Source organism: Candidatus Epulonipiscium sp. (genome assembly GCA_012519205.1).
In the GTDB taxonomy this organism is placed as follows: domain Bacteria; phylum Bacillota; class Clostridia; order Lachnospirales; family Defluviitaleaceae; genus JAAYQR01.
In genome coordinates this window covers 118473-135799 of sequence record JAAYQR010000010.1, presented here as the reverse complement: position 1 = coordinate 135799, position 17327 = coordinate 118473, and the positions used below count along the sequence as shown (strand labels likewise).

11 protein-coding genes are annotated in these 17327 nt (G+C 36.4%); all 11 read right to left on the bottom strand.

Going from position 1 to position 17327, the window contains the following annotated elements:
- Window positions 1-7: 7 nt before the first annotated feature.
- Window positions 8-2158 (bottom strand): glycoside hydrolase family 3 protein, encoded by a 2151-nt coding sequence (locus GX308_02845; protein NLK21034.1) that lies wholly within the window; start codon window positions 2156-2158, stop codon window positions 8-10.
- 34 nt (window positions 2159-2192) lie between these two features.
- On the bottom strand, window positions 2193-3932 hold the full coding sequence (locus tag GX308_02840; protein NLK21033.1) for a glycoside hydrolase: 1740 nt from the start codon (window positions 3930-3932) through the stop codon (window positions 2193-2195).
- Window positions 3933-4043: 111 nt separating this feature from the next.
- Window positions 4044-5441 (bottom strand): extracellular solute-binding protein, encoded by a 1398-nt coding sequence (locus GX308_02835; protein NLK21032.1) that lies wholly within the window; start codon window positions 5439-5441, stop codon window positions 4044-4046.
- Window positions 5442-5508: 67 nt separating this feature from the next.
- Entirely contained in the window at window positions 5509-6507 is a 999-nt protein-coding gene (locus GX308_02830; protein NLK21031.1) for a carbohydrate ABC transporter permease, read from the bottom strand.
- Complete coding sequence (locus GX308_02825) at window positions 6500-7402, bottom strand: sugar ABC transporter permease (protein NLK21030.1); 903 nt, start codon at window positions 7400-7402, stop codon at window positions 6500-6502. Before GX308_02825 ends, GX308_02830 begins: the two co-directional genes overlap by 8 nt.
- Entirely contained in the window at window positions 7399-9933 is a 2535-nt protein-coding gene (locus tag GX308_02820) for a hypothetical protein (GenBank protein NLK21029.1), read from the bottom strand. The genes GX308_02825 and GX308_02820 overlap by 4 nt, the downstream gene beginning before the upstream one ends.
- Before the next feature lie 30 nt (window positions 9934-9963).
- Window positions 9964-10638, bottom strand: a complete 675-nt coding sequence (locus GX308_02815; protein NLK21028.1) for a YIP1 family protein — start codon at window positions 10636-10638, stop codon at window positions 9964-9966.
- A complete protein-coding gene (locus GX308_02810; GenBank protein ID NLK21027.1) occupies window positions 10635-12119 on the bottom strand; it encodes a tetratricopeptide repeat protein in 1485 nt (494 codons plus the stop codon). The genes GX308_02815 and GX308_02810 overlap by 4 nt, the downstream gene beginning before the upstream one ends.
- A 13-nt stretch (window positions 12120-12132) precedes the next feature.
- Window positions 12133-12990: a carbohydrate ABC transporter permease gene (locus tag GX308_02805; protein NLK21026.1), complete on the bottom strand. Its 858-nt coding sequence runs from the start codon at window positions 12988-12990 to the stop codon at window positions 12133-12135.
- Window positions 12991-13012: 22 nt separating this feature from the next.
- Window positions 13013-13984, bottom strand: a complete 972-nt coding sequence (locus GX308_02800; protein ID NLK21025.1) for a sugar ABC transporter permease — start codon at window positions 13982-13984, stop codon at window positions 13013-13015.
- A 46-nt stretch (window positions 13985-14030) separates the two neighbouring features.
- A complete protein-coding gene (locus GX308_02795) occupies window positions 14031-16949 on the bottom strand; it encodes an extracellular solute-binding protein (protein NLK21024.1) in 2919 nt (972 codons plus the stop codon).
- Window positions 16950-17327 lie beyond the last annotated feature (378 nt).

The following is a 17327-nucleotide window of genomic DNA, read 5'->3' as shown; positions in this document are numbered from 1 at the left end:
TATGATTTTAGTATTGGAGGGTTTTACTTAGGGGTTTTTGTCCTGTTAAGGCAATACTTCTTTTATCCGGTTGGGATCCTCCCATATGGATTTTGTACTGCCCCTTCTTATAGGTCAGTTTGCCTTCTTCGTCATATAGTCCAAAGGCTTCTTTTGGGAGTTGAATCGTAATGGTGGTTTCTTCTTGGGGCTTAAGGTGAATCTTTTTAAGCCCTTTTAATTGCCAGTTAGGAGTATCTTCCCCCTCAACTTCTATATATACTTGTACGGTTTCGGCACCTTCTAAGTCCCCGATGTTTTTCACATCGATACTGCATAGGATATCTTCGTCCAAATCTAAGGTTTTCAATATTTTTTTCTTGCCTTTTGTTTTGATTTCAAGATTTTTAAAGGTAAACCCCGTGTAGCCAAGTCCATAACCAAAGGGATATAGGGCTTCTTGCTCCATATATCTATAGGTTCTGTTTTCCATGGAATAATCCGTAAATTCAGGCAGTTCCTCTGTGGTGCGGTAAAAAGTAACCGGTAGTTTTCCTTCGGGACTATATTCACCAAATATCATCTCAGCAATGGCCCTTCCACCTTGGGCTCCGGGATACCAGCCCTGGATAATAGCTGGAATATTTTTATCTGCCCAAGTAACAGCTAGGGCACTTCCGGATAATAACACCAATACGACTGGTTTGCCCATATTGTAGATTTCCTTTAGCACTTCTTCTTGAATCCCCGGAAGGTTTAGATCCTTTTTATCTCCACTGGCGAATTCATTGCCTTGATCTCCTTCTTCCCCTTCTAATCCAGGGTCTAATCCCATGCAGACAATGACGATATCACTGGCATCTGCCACGGCTTTTGCCTCTGCTATTCTATCATTTTTTTCTGCTAAACCCGATACTTTTTCTTTAAATAAGTGACAGCCCTCAGAATAAAGCACCCTTACATCCTCTTCTAAATAATTCTTAAGGCCTTCTAAAACTGTGATATATTCTGAAGCTGTTCCTTCATAATTACCAACAAGGGCCTTGCGGTTATTGGCATTAGGACCAATTACACCTACTGTTTTAAGTTTTTTCTTATCAAGTGGCAATAGACTATCTTGATTTTTAAGAAGTACTAGGGATTTTCTAGCTGCCCTTAGGTTTAGTTCTTTATGTTCCTTACAATCTACCTTTTCATAGCCTATAGTATTATAGGGCACCTTATCCTCGGCATCAAATAGTCCAAGCTTCATCCTAGTGGTCATGAGCCTTGTTACTGCCTTATCTATGGTTTCTTCAGAAACCATATTTTCCCTTAGAGCTATTAGTAAATTGCCGTATATGTTTCCACAGTTAAGGTCGCAGCCGTTATTCATGGCAAGGGCAACGGACTCTACTGCTGTAGATGTAACCATATGATATTCGTGGAAGTCTTTGATTGCCCAGCAGTCAGAAACCACATGACCTTCAAATTCCCACTCCCCTCTTAGAATATCTACCAGTAGGGCCTTACTACCGCAGCAAGGCTCATCATTGGTACGGTTGTAAGCACCCATGATGGCTTCTACCTTTGCCTCTTCTACGCAGGTTTTAAAGGCTGGAAGATAGGTCTCGTATAAATCCTTGGTAGATGTAATGGCATTAAAACTATGTCGAAGATTCTCTGGTCCGCTATGGACCGCAAAATGCTTTGCACAGGCTGCGCTCTTCATATATTTTTCATGGTGGCCCTGTAGGCCTTGGACAAATCTTGAACCTAATCTACCGCTAAGATAGGGGTCTTCCCCAAAGGTTTCGTGCCCCCTACCCCATCTAGGGTCACGGAAGATATTGACATTAGGGGACCAAAAGGTAAGGCCTTTGTATATATCAAAATCACTATACTTTTGTTGCATATTAAATTTGGCTCTTCCTTCAGTAGAAATAACATCTGCTATTTCCTCAATTAGGTCTTCATCAAAAGTTGCTCCTAATCCTATAGCTTGGGGAAATACGGTAGCTACCCCTGCCCTTGCTACCCCGTGTAGCGCCTCATTCCACCAATTGTATGCCTTTACTCCTAATCTTTTAATGGCTGCAGCCCCATGAAGGGTCTGAAATACCTTTTCTTCTAGGGTCATCCTAGATACCAAGTCCCTTGCCCTTTCCTCAAAGCTTAGACTTTCATCTTTATATGCCATGTACTCTCCCATGTTGATACCTCCTGTTATCTATTTAGTATAATGGTACAGATACATCCCTAAGTACTCCCCAAAAAGCTTCCTTAGGTTGTAAGTATTTGTTAAATAAAAGGGGATAATTAGGTCCATCTTTATTGAGCCATGAGTATTCATCGCTGATTCCCCAAAAGGTAACATTTGTAATATTAGCTGTTTTTTCCTCATTTATTCTTTTAAAAGTAGTAAATAATCTTTTATAGCGTTTTGCTTGTTTTAAGAAATCTTCCTCCCCATTGGATTGAAGGTTCATATCCAGTTCCGTAATGTGAATTTCTAAATCCAGCTGGGCAAATTTTTTTATAGTTGCTTCATAATCCACCAAAGAAGGATAGTCTATTGTAATATGGCTTTGCATCCCTATCCCATCTATTAATCCCTTTTCTTTTAATTCTTGGGCTAGGTTGTAGATGGCCACTCTTCTGGCTGGTTCATAGGTATTATAGTCATTGTAAAAAAGCTTAACGTTTTTTGGCGCATATTTTCTAGTATACTCAAAGGCTTTTTCTACATAGTCTTCCCCTATGACCTGGTACCATAGGCTATCCTTAGAACGATAACCTTTTTGGGCCCCATCATCGGGATTTATAGCTTCATTAACCACATCCCATCCATAGATTAAATCGGGATAGTTTTCATTAGTATATTCAAATACTTGCCTTATATAATTTTCCATACGCTTGAGCATAATTTCCCTAGAAACCAAAGGAGCATCTTCTTTTTTAGAATATCCTTCTGTGAAAAGCCAACGGGGAGTTTGGCTATGCCATATAAGGGTATGCCCCCTGAACTTTAGTCCATTTTCTTTTGCAAAATCTAACCCTGGCTTAGCAGTATCAAATTTAAGTACTGGGGATTCATTATGCTTAGAGTCAGAAATACTAGCATTGTAGTCCAATAAATAATCTGGTTTTAATTCATTTCCCATGGTTATGCTGTTAAATTGTTCAGTAATTAATTCTCTTTTAACTTCATCTTTTAAGTCTTCATTAACGATGGAGATTCCCATACTAAAGCAGTCTTTATACGCCTCTGCCAAACTGGGAAGTTGAATTTTACTTGTTTCTATCTCTAATTTATTCAGTTCGATGGTATCTAAATAAAAATCAACTAAATCCTCTTTTGAGGGATTTGTTTTCCAAATGGTTTCAAAATATATTGCAGCAGTAGTTGTATCCTTAGGAAGTTCAATATCCCCTATGAGATTGTCCCATTTTCCATGGGTTAATTTAATCGTCCCAAAATCAAGGTATTCATTACCATTTTTTTCTACTTTACAATCTATAATCAATTCGTTTACATCGGCATTCTCATACTTTAGCCACGCAGAGATATGATATTTTTCCCCTGGGATCATTGAATCTGTCAAGTCTATTATGGGTCCGTTCCAAGTTTCCTTTCGATTGGCTACCCTTAGGGATTTATTTCCTTGATATGATAGATTATTTATTATTTCGATGGTTTCACTGCCCCTAGGAGAAAACCCCGGATTCCCATTTTCAAAATCTTCCCTTAGGATAAGCTTATTTACTATCTTAGGTTTTTCAAGTTCCACCCTTAAGGATATTTCATCTTCCCTTGGGTGTTCTTTTTGTTCTTGTTTGTCCTGATTTTCTACCGGGGGATTTTTGGTAGATTCCTTAGGGGAAAGGTTATTGTTTTTTGATGCACATCCGCTTAATAAAATAAAAACGAATGTTAATAATGCAAAATAATCAAATAGAACTCTTTTTTTCATGGATGGACTCCTTTTCTTGTTCAAAAAAAAGACTACCTTAAAACACATTAAAGACAAATATTGTATCTTAAGGCAGTCTTGACTACTACCTATAACCCATTAATTTTTATCTTATTTAAAAGTACCATTGGCATCATCGATTAATGCCTGCCAAGTTTGTTTAACTCCTTCGATAGCTTCTGCTGGAGTCTTAGTTCCTGCATCAAGACCATAACAGATATCTCCAGTTTCTAATCCGTATACATAAGGGTCTAATCTTAGGATTCCATATCCATCGTGCATCATACTAAGGGTTTCATCAACTGCTCTTTCATCTCTATATGCAGGGTAGAAGCTGTTTTTCCAGTCTTCGCTATCATCGTATCCAGGAATAGGTTCATTCCAAAGATTGAATGCAAATGCTATTTCTTCAGGATTTTTTGCAGAAGAAGGAATAACAAGGATATTTTCTCTAAATACAGTTGTCATCTTTCCTTTTGGTCCTGCTGGGAATAAAACAAAGCCCCAATCATCTTCCATATCTCCTAAGCTACCCTTTACATATTCTTCTGCTACACGCATTGCCACTTGACCATCATGGAATGCAGCTTCAAACCAGTTCCATTCGCTGTCTTCAGGTTGAGGCATTGTATAACCTTCATCGTATAGACTTCTTGCCCATTGCATAGCTTCTAAGAAATTTGGCTCTCCTGTTGCATTGTAAAATAGCCCGCTGTCATCTTTTCCAATATATTTTGCATCGTTAGCAAATGCTACTGCAGTAAAGAAATCCTTGGAGAAACTTGCTAGTGCATAGGTATCCATAACCCCATCGTTATCTTTATCCCTTGTTAAGGTTTTAGAAAGTTCTTTAAATTTATCCCAAGTCCATTCACCATTTTTTTGTAGTTCATATGGCAATTCTGGGCTTAAACCGGCTTCCTCAAATAATCTCTTATTAAAGAATACCCCTGTTCTTGGCTCAAGACGCTTTGATGGGCTGAATCCATAAACTTTACCATTGTAAGTCATGGAGTCAACAACTTGTTTATTCCATTTGTCGTTTGTAAAATCAAATTCCCCTAAATCACTAACAGGATAAAATAAACCTGCTGCAAGTGGTTGTGCCACAAAACTTGTATCAAGAACAAATACATCTGCCGCTGGGTCTCCAGCCATAACTGATGTCATAAACAATTCTTGGATTTCTCCCCAACCACCGATGTTTACTGTTTTGATTTTAAAATTATATTTCTTTTGGATTTCCTCACGGTATGCCAACTGGTCTTCTTCATATTGGTTTTGAGGTTCTGCGGGGTTTTCTGGTTCCCACCAGTTACCAATTATAATTTCTCTTCCACCCAAATCTCTTACATCTTCCTCAGCTTCTTGTTTTTCATTAGGTATTTCATCCTCTACTTTTGTTGTAGGCTCGGTTGGATTTTCATCTGGCTTTTGTCCGCAACCTGCTGCTGTTACTATTACTGATAAAGTCAATAACAATGCTGCTGCTTTTTTTAATACTTTCATTTTATTTCCTCCTTTAAATTGATATTTATTCTAAAAATGAGAATCCCCATTTTTATACGAGATAGACTTACATTTTGATTCCTGATTGACTAATGCTTTCTACAAAACCTTTTTGTGCAATGAGATATATGATAAATAAAGGCACTATCGTCATCAAAATCCCTGTAGATATCATGGCTTGGGTGTATCCTATGGAAGGAAGATACCCGGTTCCCATGGTCGATACCACCCAGTCACTTAATCTTTCTGAAATAGAACGCAATCCTCCGGGTAAAAGAGTTAAATGTCTCAGGAACATATTCGAGTAGAAAGAATCTGTCCACTGCCATACATATGCAAATAAGAAACATGAAGTAATAATAGGTTTAGCATCTGGAAGCATGATGGCATAGAAGGTTTTGAATTTTCCACAGCCGTCGATATAAGCGGCTTCCTCTATATCCTTTGGAACTCCCCTAAAGAATTGACGAATCATAAATATATATAGTCCGCTTTTTAATCCCATGCAGCCTAAGACCATCATAAGGTACGGAAACATTGTGTTAATGAGATTTATTGAGTTTCCTGTAAATAGTTTAAAAAGCCCAAAAATATCGAAAAACTTAAAATGCAAATATAGTGATGTCATGATGGTCTGCGGGGGAATAACTATTACTAAAATAACACAGGCAAACCAGAAGTTCTTAAAGGGGAATTTAAATCTGGCAAATCCATATCCAACTAGGGTGCAGGATGCAATCTGAAGTAAACTTACAATAAATGCTACCCAAGCAGAAGTAAATAAAGCCTTTGGATAGTTGATTAGACTGCTGGTTAATTTATAGTTATCAAGGGTAAAATTCCGCGGAATGCTGATAACCGTTGCATCGTATAAATCCTTTTCTGCCATAAAACTTACGGATATTTTATTTAACAAAGGCTGTATGATAAGAAAGCATAAGCCAAATAGCAAAATGGCTCTTAGAAACCTATATATACCACTGCCCATAGTCTTTTTTAGATGATATCCATTGGATTTTTTATTTTTTTCTATGAAAGTTTTAATTTTTATTTTTAGTTTATTCATAGTAATATACCCTCTTTGAGATTATAGCTGACACAATAGCGATGATTATCATTACTACTATAAAATATATCCACGCCATGGCCGAGCTAAAACCATAATCTAATTTTGCAATCATTGTATCGCTGATTTTTTCCATAACCTTATTATCAGATCGGATAAAGAAATCGATGATGGTATAAATCACATTAACTAATATAAGTGAACTAATCATGGGCACGGTAACCTTCCAAAATGTTTCCCAGGCAGTGGCCCCTTCTATTTTTGCCACTTCAAACAAACTGTTAGATATTGTTTGAAGCCCTGATAAAAAAATAATAATTTGTATCCCAGAAGCTATGGCAATATCATAAACATGATTTACGGCATCAAAGATATATTTCATAAATCCAGTACCCATGCTACTTCCAGATAGTAATATTTCCTCTAAGGTGGATGTGATACTATTGATATTAGAAGATTTTTCTATAACTTCTTTCATGCCCTGCAATAAGGTATTATTGTACTCTAAACCTACCATCACCCCAGAGGACAATATAACCGGTAGGAAGAAGATAGCCCTTACCAAACCTCTTCCCTTAAATCTTTGATTTAATATCAATGCAATAAAGAAACTAAATATTATTGTAATAGGGACATCTAGCACCATTTTTATAATTTCTTCAGATAAAAGCCTATTGTATTCAGGGTCCACTGTAAAAACCTTAATATAGTTTTTGAGCCCGATAAATTTCATCTCAAAGCCCCCGGTAGGGAAGGTCACATTAGAAAAGCTCATCTTAAATGACTCTATAAGGGGTAAAACCATAAAGGCTAGAAAACCGATTATAAATGGTAGAATGAATAAATATCCCGCCATAGCATCTTTTTGTGCTAAGGTTCTTTTTTTAAATTTCATCTGTCTATTCCCCTTTCTACCCTATAGTTTAGCCCTGAAATCTCACTGCCTTTATAGTTATACGGGGTTGCATTATAATTGACGATTACTTGGGTGCCATCTTCGTACTCTGTCAAATATACTTTTTCATCTACTTTCTTATGATCCACAATAAAAAGATTGTAAGTATGGCCTAGGTCTTTTTTAATCTTAGAATTAAGTTCTGAACCGGAATCAACCCACTTAGAATAATCTGCTGCAAAATATCTGGTGTAATTGGTTTCTTGTAGGGTGGCTACGGGTTCATCCATAAAAACAAAATATAAACCTGCCCCTGTTTCTAGGGTTTTTAGTATGTTTTTCTCATAATTTCCTGCTAAATTAACTGCCTCCCCAGCATAGGGAATAAGTCCATGAAGAGCAATTGGGTAAAAAGGAATTTCCTCATCAATGATAATAAATCCTTTACTATCTAATTTCATATCGACTATGGAATCCACATAAGGTAACATATACGAATTGCCAGTACGAATCATTACTTTAGTCCCTTTTTCCCTTATCTGTGCCACCTTATCTTGCTGAAGCTTTACAACCTCTTGACGATGGGTTGTATCTTTTGGATTATAGTCAGAGTTCAAGTGGGTTCCTATACCATTAAAAGCGATATTATTAACTTTTAATTTGCTTAAGTTATTGGAAAATTTTTCGATTAATCTTAAATAATAATCAGGTTTTGCAATATAATAGCTGTCTAGATAATTCGATTCTCCAAAATGAATAGGATTAAAAGGAGTAAGCTTTACCAATTCGCGGTTTATGAATTTTGCCGAGTCACGATTTGTATAGAAATCATCCCATAAAGAGTTATGTCTCATAGATAAAAAATCCGCTTCAACGTAAAAATCAATATTTTGGCTTTCTATATATTCAACCATTTCTATAAAATCCTTCTTACTTCCTAATTCTGATATTAACTTGATTTTACTTGGAATTTTATGTTCTACCCCTTTATTAAACCAACCGTTATATTTGACATCCATATTGTCAAATCCTGCATCTAATAGCTCCTTTGTCATGGTTTTGGCTTCTTTGTATGTTGTAAGAGGCTCAGATACACTTATTGGAACCCCAAATTTTTGCTTTACCCTATCGATAGCCCCGACAATTTCTACAGTAAGGGGTACTTTTGAATTTCCAAGTTTTGTTAGCTGTGGGTATCTATCCATCAAATATTCTCTATATCCTATGGCCATATCTACATAGCTTGGAGAATCTATAAAGTGATACCTCTGGGTTATAACCCCTTTAGGAAGGCTCTCTTGGTAAACCTTAACTGTTTTATCCGATTTAGCAGATATGTCTAGGACTTCCCCATGAATTAAGGTATAACTGGCTGCTGCGTAGTTATAAGTATGAAGTCTCCCACTTACATCTGCTTCAATATCTGCATAAGCGTCGCCTTCTTCTAACAAACATAAAAATGAAGCATTGTTTTTACTTATTCCAAAGACTGGAAATACTGCTCTGTTTTCATCAATAAGTGCTGTTCTTTTTAAGGAATTATCCCATCCATAGACGGAATTGATGTATGCACTTTGCGTATTCTTACCGTTATTAAAATTAATAAGTCCTCCTGAGCCATCGGGTACGATGATGAATCCATCCTCCTTATCTCCCCCCGCCCCAAAATAAGCTAGGGGTTTGATTTTTGTGATAGGATATTCTTTCTTATAGCTGATTTCCTCTATAGGTATGCTAACCAGCAAGTTATCACCATCTAATTCATATATGATGGATACATTAAATACAGGTTTCTCCGATTTAAAAGAGGTATTGTACCTATTGACATCTTCTTCATAATCCTCATAGGTATAGCCAACTTTTTCAAACATTTTTTCAATATTTGCTTTTAAATATTCCTGGGTATTATCCCTAAGAACATAAACTCTTTCCTCCTCTAGATCAGGATATTTTTGAAGGAGTTCTGTTTTATTGTCCGTTGCTCTTAGGGAGTTAATATCGATTCTTCTATAATATTGGTCTAGCTTTTTTTGCTCCCCTCTTTCCATCAAATCGTAAAATGCCTTAAAACGACTCTCCGGTGCTGCCGGTGGTATGCTATAGGTTTTTTCTATATTTCCAATCGAATAAGATACCTTAATCCCATTATCAAGTTTTTCATAGGTATACAAACTATTTTTTATACTATAGGTATAATTGTTTAAGGTGGTTGTTACACCAGCTGCTGTGCTGTATTCTATGGATAAGGTTGACAAAAGAGCATCCTTTATACTTTTATCTGCTAAGGGGTCATCCATTACATCCTGGGGATTAGAATACCAGATAGCTCCTGTGCCCTTATCTCTTACATAAAATTGAGTTGTCTCCGTATCAAAATGAAGCTTTAATTTATCGTTTTCAACAAGTATTTCCTTTTCATCTGTGGCTTCATAGCCATAAATTTCTGAAATATTACTATTACTGACCTTACTTTGGCATCCGGTAAAACCTATGGACAGTACCATCAATAATAGAATTACCTTATATTTCATAGTCGCCAGTCCCCTCCTTTCAGGTCCATTTTAATAAAACCTAAATACGATTTCTTTATACAAGGAGATAAGGTACCCGATTCCATCACTTATCAGACTAAAGAAGAGTAATGTTAAGAATATGATAACTCCCATCCCAACGATTGTAAGTAAGCTTGAAAATATGGCTTTTCCCATGGAATAATCATGGATCATCATCATGGCACATAGGATAAGGAATATACACCATAACATTGCAAATGCTATAAAGTACTGATAAAATGCCCCTTCTTCAAGGGTGATTAGGTTGCTTATCACAGTCATGGGAAGGTTGATCAAAACATAAGGGGTAAAGGCGTAAGCGGTTGCCATATATATATCTTTTAAACTACCCTTTCCATCCATTAAGGTAGTTAAACTCCAGTTGGAAACACACCAAATCCCAAAGGGGACAATAATCCCCAAAAGCACCTTAAACATATTCACATATTCCAGTTGAATCCTATAAAAAAGAAAACTGGTAAACTGCATTTTTAAGACATTTGTAATCAGTACCATTATAAAAATAATATTGGCTGCCCCTATTGAACCTCTTTTTTCGTGGATCAAGTCCCAAAACCCATCAAAAGGTCTAACTATAACATGTAAGGAAAACTTTAAGGATTTTAATAAGTTTTGGAGTTTGCTTTGGTTTAGAGATTCTGTCTTTTCCATCATTGCTCTCATCGCTCTACCTCCGTTTTCCTTAGCATAATGATTTTCACGATTAATCTTTTGATTTTAGGGAGTATATATAATAAAACTAACCCTAAGATAATCCAGGCGATATTTTCTTCTATCCATTGCTTACGATAAAACTTATAGGCCTTCGAATAATTTTTAAAATCCATTTTCAGCTTAAAGTATTCCATCGCCTTTTTATATTCCCCTTGGCGTAGCAGGGAACGGCCGATTCCCACATATGCTAAATCATAATTGCCGTTTAGTTTTAGCACTTCTTCCCACTTTTCTGCCGATTCCTCATATCTTCCTTTTTGATATAGTGCTAAACCTTGATTGATTAACTTTCCATACTCAGTAATGAGTAATTCTTGTATAGTACCCGATCTATAGTCTAGAACTAATAAGGAATCTCCCATGGCTTCTATGGCAGAAGGATATTGAAAATATCCTGTTTTATTTCCCAAACCTCCAAAGGCATACAAAAGGTTTCCTTGGGAATCATAGGTAAAAATCCTACCTCTTACCCTATCTATGGCACTATAAGAATCGTTTTCCAAGGGAACAATATCTATAAGTCTTGATGGCCCATTAATTCCTCCTGCTTTTCCCCAGTAGATATCCCCTATAGGGGGATGAAAACCATTTCTAATCAAAATATCCGTCCCCATGGAGTTAAGCTTTCTGATAGGAGTTGCTGTCCCAGTATAGATATCCTTATTATCAAGGGTACTAGTTGTGGTATAAATAAAACCTTCTTTATCTAAGGCTACATTATTATATTCTGTCGGAACAAACAGCTCCATTTGTGCCCTTTGAGCCTTTGTTGAAATACTCTTCCAAATATAGTCTGTAATATTTGCGATTACTTTGTTTGCTCCTATATATCCTGTAAAGGTGCCTTCCGAATCAAATTCCATCAATCCTTTGTTCACATTCTTCACCAGCACATAAACTCTATTTGCATCATCGACTACTAATTTTTGTACCAAAAACTCCGATGTTCCTTCTATGGTTTCATCTTTAGGCTTTGCAATCTGCTTAATAAAGTTTAAGTTTTTGTCCAAATGTAAAACCCTTTGATTATTGGTATCACAAATATAAATATCTCCATTTTCCTTTACAAATACATCTTGGGGATAGGATAAGGTGCTTTTTTCCCCTTCTAATACAAAGGATTCAATAATCCCGTACAGCTGAAAACCTTGATTAGTTTTTTCGGCTATTATGATTCTGTTATTACCGGAGTCCGCTATATAAACCTTATTTTCCTTGACGAACATTCCTTGGGGCTCTCTAAGATTTATGGTACCTAAGTCCTGCCCCATTAGCACAATTCCTGGTACATATGCATCCGGGGATTCCCTTTCATCCCCCCAATAATCATAGGTATAGGTATAAAAGTTCTTGGCAGCAGATGCCGACGCTGGAAAAATAAAAGTAATTACCAGTATAAAGAACAGAGTCCATATGTTTTTTCTCTTCATTTTTGCATTCACCTCAATCCTTTATCCCAGAAGTAGCCATGGTTTCTATGATATTACTTTGTGTTAGGATAAACACTGCAATGGGCACAATCATCATAAATAAAGATACTGCAGCCCCTACTCCAGCCCTTGCTACCCCACCGTTGATAATCTGTTGTAAGGCATAGGGCAATGTTTTAAGTTCTTCTGAATAGATAAAATTTGATGCTTTATTGTTCCATAAGTTCTGGATTGAAAAAATAATCAAAGTCAACCATGCAGGTTTTACCATAGGCATAACAATATTAAAAAATATTCTTCCTTCTTTTGCCCCATCAATTTTAGCAGCCTCTATAAGGGAATCCGGTATCCCTTCCATAAATTGCTTCATTAAAAATAATCCCATAGGTGAAGCAAATGCAGGAATAATTACGGAAAGATAAGTATCTACCCATCCCAATTTTGTCATAATAAGATAATTGGGTATGGATGTAACATACCCTGAAAACATAAGGGCTGTAACGACAATATTAAAAAACACTTTACTTCCTGGAAATTCATATTTGGCTAGTACATATGCTCCCATCGAAGCAAAAATCAAATGACCTGCAGTACCCACTGCCGTAATAAACATGGTGTTGAAAATGTATCTTGAAAAAGGAACCCATGATTTACCCATGATTACAAATAAATCTTGAAAATTATCTAGGGAAGGATTTTTAACAAAAAACCTAGGGGGGAAAAGAAAGATTTCATCTAAAGGTTTAAATGCATTATTGATAGCGTAAACCAAGGGGAGAGCCATAAATATACCAAAGAGTATTAGCATGGTGTATATGCTAAAGTCTCCACCTCGGGATCTATTTGGTTTTCTTTTTTTAAATATCTTCATAATGAATCCTATCTCCCTTACATCAGGTTCCGACTTTTTTAATAAGTGAGTGAACCACTTTATTTGTGAATATCATTGATAAGAACAATACCGTTGCTATTGCTGATGCATATCCCATCTCAAATCTAATAGAACCATAATCTATTAGGTGGGTTACCACTGTTCTAGCGGCATAATCCGTACTGGGAAATCCAGCTAGGGCCATGGTTACATCTGCTACCCCAAAGGATTGGGTAATTGCCATAACTGCTCCGAATAAAAGCTGAGGTCTCATACTTGGCAATGTAATGTACCAAAGTTCCTGCCATCTATTTCGAATGCCATCCACATAGCCGGCTTCAAAAAGGGCATTATCGACCCCCTGGAGTCCTGCGACAAAGGATAAAAACCCTGTTCCCAAACTCATCCATAGAACGACCAATATGATAACAGGCATCATATACTTAGGGTCGGTAAGCCAAAGTATGGGCTCATGGACAATTCCTAGCCTCATTAAGAATGCATTGACATATCCATAGGCATCTCCACTGAACATGATTGCCCAGATAAGATATACCTGCCCGGAAATGGTTGGGGCATAGAATATTAGTACTGCAAAGGATCGAATGTATCTTGGCAGTTCATTGATAAACCATGCAAATATAAATGAAGCCAGGTATCCGATAGGCCCCGTAATAGCGGCCAGCAAAAATGTGTTTTTGACTGCTATTAGGAACACATCATCTGCCAAAATAAGATTAATATAATTTTGTAAGCCGATAAATCTAGGGGGCTCTAGTACGTTGTAATAGGTGAAGCTAAAAAATATGGATACGATAACTGGTAAAATGTAGAATATGCTAAACAATATGGCATAGGGGGCCAAAAATAAATAGTATGTTTTTGACAGCTTCATCTTTTTCCAAATGATACCCAAATCTTTTTTCTTTTTTTGTTTCCACTCTTCTATTTTTAGACCCACAAAACTTTTATTCCTTTCAAATTCTGTATTCATCCAATCTTCCTTTCCCCATCAGGCATATACCATAAGGCTGTTATTCTTAATCCCCTGTTGTAAGACCGAATTCTTTTCTCTTTTTTTCCAGCTCATCATTAATCGTTCTTGTGTAGTCTAATAGGGTTTCTCTTGGATCTTCGTTATTGTAAACAACTTTTCTATATGCGTTTACGATATGTCTTGATGTATAGTAACCCCCCGGCACTTCAGGGGCACATTCAACCCATTCCCACTGCTCTTTTAAGGTTTTATTATTGGCATTGCTCCAAGCCAATTGTTCAAAGGCTTTGGTATTTGCCGTAGCATATCTAGCAGATGCTCCCATTATACTTTCCATTTCTCTACCAAATCTTACCTGTGTATCGGTATCAGCCCACCATTTTAAAAATTCCCAAGAAGCATCTTTGTTCTTAGTATCGGATAACATCAATGCATTCACTCCCCAGCTGGATGAAGCCCGATTAATCCTTCCATTTTCATCTGTAACTCCTGGTAAAGGACTAAAACTCCATAATCCTCTGATTTCAGGGGCAAATACCGAAAGGGTGTTGAATGTATTGTAATCTGCAATTCCAAGGGGCATTTCCCCGGTTCTAAAACGGTTTACAAAGTCATAAGTAAGTGGAAGCTTATAATGGGTAAATAGTTTCGTCCAAAATTCAAATGCTTCAACTCCAACTTCTGCATCTATTATCGATTTGGAAGCATCCTCAGAATAGAGAGTTCCCCTTCTTTGATACAATTGAACTAAAAATGCTGATATATCCACTGTATTGGCATTACCTACCCTTTTTTCCGTAGTAGGAATACCAAAATTCATATTATTTTTTTGTATTGTAGGAAGAATTTTAATAACTTCTTCCCAAGTCTGGGGTATTTCAAGTCCTAGTTCTTCCATGATATCCTTACGATAAAACATAACCTGATAGTTTTGAGTTTCTGGTATGGCGTAAATACCACCGTTGTAGCGATATGGTAGAAGGGCACTATCGTAAAAGTTTTTGGATATTTCATCAAATCCTTCATATTTTGACAAATCTTCTGCTGCATTTCTTAATGCAAAATTTACAGGTTCTGTCTGTGGGACATTTATGGCAACGTCCGGTCCTGTTCCGGCAACAACTGAAGGCAATAATACCTCTTGGCTGATTAGTTTCACATTTACTCCAATACCAGTTTCAGGAGTAAATGTATCGTCTATCATATTTTTAATGATTTGGGATTGATCACGACCGGATAATACCCACACCTCCACGGTGTTTTCTTCATCTTCATAAACATTACCTATAGAATCATAATCTTCAAAGAAAGAAGCAAAAAACGAACGGGTTTCGTGTACCACCTTATCTATAAAGTTTTCCTTTACCACAGGTATCTCTGCATCTATGGCACTAACGATTAGGTAGTCGATATCAAGGGGTGACTCTGTCATGGTTAATATAGATGTTCCTAGGGAACCTATATTGGTTTTGAAATTTTCCATTGCAGGAGGTATTTTTTCCGGTTTATCTGCAAATTTAATTAGTTGATTTGCAACGGTTTGGGCAGCTGCCACTTGGGAACCTTTTTGTCCCGAATAGGATACCAATTGCTCGACCAGATCAAGTAAAATCTCACTTTCCCTTTCCATGGCACTTATAATTTCTGGATATACTTTTTCGATTTGATAATCCCTGTATCTGTCGGGCTGGGTTCCTGTTAATATTAATATTTTTCGATACATTTCATTAAGTCTAAAGACACTCTCTTCCAGTGTATTGAGATATTCCCCCAGTTCTCCTAAGGTGATTTCCATCCGCACAATATGTTTTCCCTTAGTTAAGGGGAAGGAATAAGGTTCTTCTTCTCCTAAGGTAACTAAGTTCCATTCATTGCTGTACTTAAAAGGAACTGTAGATATTTCTTTAAAGGGCACTTTTCCATCTATTAAAACTTTTCTATTGGATACAAATCCTCTATTATAATTCTGCCTTCCCTTAATGGATAGAGCATACATCCCATCTTCAGGAACTTCAATTTCCCATTCCATCCACTGACCAGGCACCTTCCATTGCTCCCCACCAGCCATATTAAGCTTTATTTTGGCTGCACTATAGGGCTCCGTATTAGATGAGGACCTATCGTAAATCGCATATAAGGTGGGGGCTGAACGGAATGTAGCATCCTCCCCTTGCACCTTATACATATAGTCTTTGTCTGAGTTTTTATAGCTATCTACGTTAAAAGAGGCAATGTAATCCTTATAAGATTTTAATTCACCAGTATTTTTTAATACTATTTTTCTTATGGCCATGGGTTCACTGGCAACTTCTAATTTAATGGAGTTCATACCTTTATTAAAATAAAATTGATAAGGTTCTACATAATACCCCATGTAATCTTTGAAATAATCTGCTTCCCATCTGGGGGCTTCAATTTGACTGGGTTTTATTTCATTACCTCTATTGTCTACCTTTGCTTCTCCTTTATCTGTCCAAACTCGGCTAAGGGTTATGGTATCGGCCCCAAGGAAAGGAACTTCTCCATTGATGTATACAATCCTTTCTATATCTATTCCCTTAGATTTTACGGGGAAATATTCGATATAAATGCTGTATAGGCCGGCTTCCTTTACCTCCACATTCCATTCTACAAAGCCTTCTTCCTTTGACAGGAGCACCTTCTCCTCCCCAGAGAAATTTTCCTTTATTTCTACCTCTTTAGAATCCGTATACTCAAAGAGGTTTATTTCTATTTCATCCTTGGGAGATTTTGCCGTATCAAATTTTTTAAGATAAACACCATAGGTATTGTTTCTTCCTATATCTTCTTTTGCCTCTGCTGCTAAAGTATAAGTATTTTTTAGATTATCCTCTTTCATTCCACTTCCAATATTCTGGTAAATGAAATACAGGGCAATAAATAGTATGGCACCTGTTATAGATATACTTAGTCCTATATGCTTCTTTCTTTTTGCCGGCATGTTGCTTCTCTCCTTTTTGTTTGAATTGCACATATTTATAATGTTTTCTCGAAATTTATTAGGGTTTATTATAATTTTATAATCTTTTTAGAATATATACTTATCATATATTGCTTTATTTCTATCAGATATTGTTGTTTGCAAATATTAGATTTTGAAAATAGTTTTCATATTTATTTTTTAATAAAATAAATTCACCGTGTTTTCCCCACTTCATAGCCCCTTCTTTACAGGCTTTAAGAAATGTATTATAATATTAAAAAGATTTATTATTAAATCCTTACAATACTTTGCGGTTTTCATAGCAAGATTTGACAATTGTTATTTTTGTATATTTTAAAATTATATCAGTAACATTATTTATGAATTATTTTAAGA

Coding starts and splice junctions, on each gene's coding strand:
- GX308_02820 (NLK21029.1), bottom strand. CDS start 9,933: ATGAAATATAAGGTAATTCTATTATTGATGGTACTGTCCATAGGTTTT.
- GX308_02825 (NLK21030.1), bottom strand. CDS start 7,402: ATGAAATTTAAAAAAAGAACCTTAGCACAAAAAGATGCTATGGCGGGA.
- GX308_02845 (NLK21034.1), bottom strand. CDS start 2,158: ATGGCATATAAAGATGAAAGTCTAAGCTTTGAGGAAAGGGCAAGGGAC.
- GX308_02840 (NLK21033.1), bottom strand. CDS start 3,932: ATGAAAAAAAGAGTTCTATTTGATTATTTTGCATTATTAACATTCGTT.
- GX308_02830 (NLK21031.1), bottom strand. CDS start 6,507: ATGAATAAACTAAAAATAAAAATTAAAACTTTCATAGAAAAAAATAAA.
- GX308_02795 (NLK21024.1), bottom strand. CDS start 16,949: ATGCCGGCAAAAAGAAAGAAGCATATAGGACTAAGTATATCTATAACA.
- GX308_02835 (NLK21032.1), bottom strand. CDS start 5,441: ATGAAAGTATTAAAAAAAGCAGCAGCATTGTTATTGACTTTATCAGTA.
- GX308_02805 (NLK21026.1), bottom strand. CDS start 12,990: ATGAAGATATTTAAAAAAAGAAAACCAAATAGATCCCGAGGTGGAGAC.
- GX308_02810 (NLK21027.1), bottom strand. CDS start 12,119: ATGAAGAGAAAAAACATATGGACTCTGTTCTTTATACTGGTAATTACT.
- GX308_02800 (NLK21025.1), bottom strand. CDS start 13,984: ATGAATACAGAATTTGAAAGGAATAAAAGTTTTGTGGGTCTAAAAATA.
- GX308_02815 (NLK21028.1), bottom strand. CDS start 10,638: ATGAGAGCAATGATGGAAAAGACAGAATCTCTAAACCAAAGCAAACTC.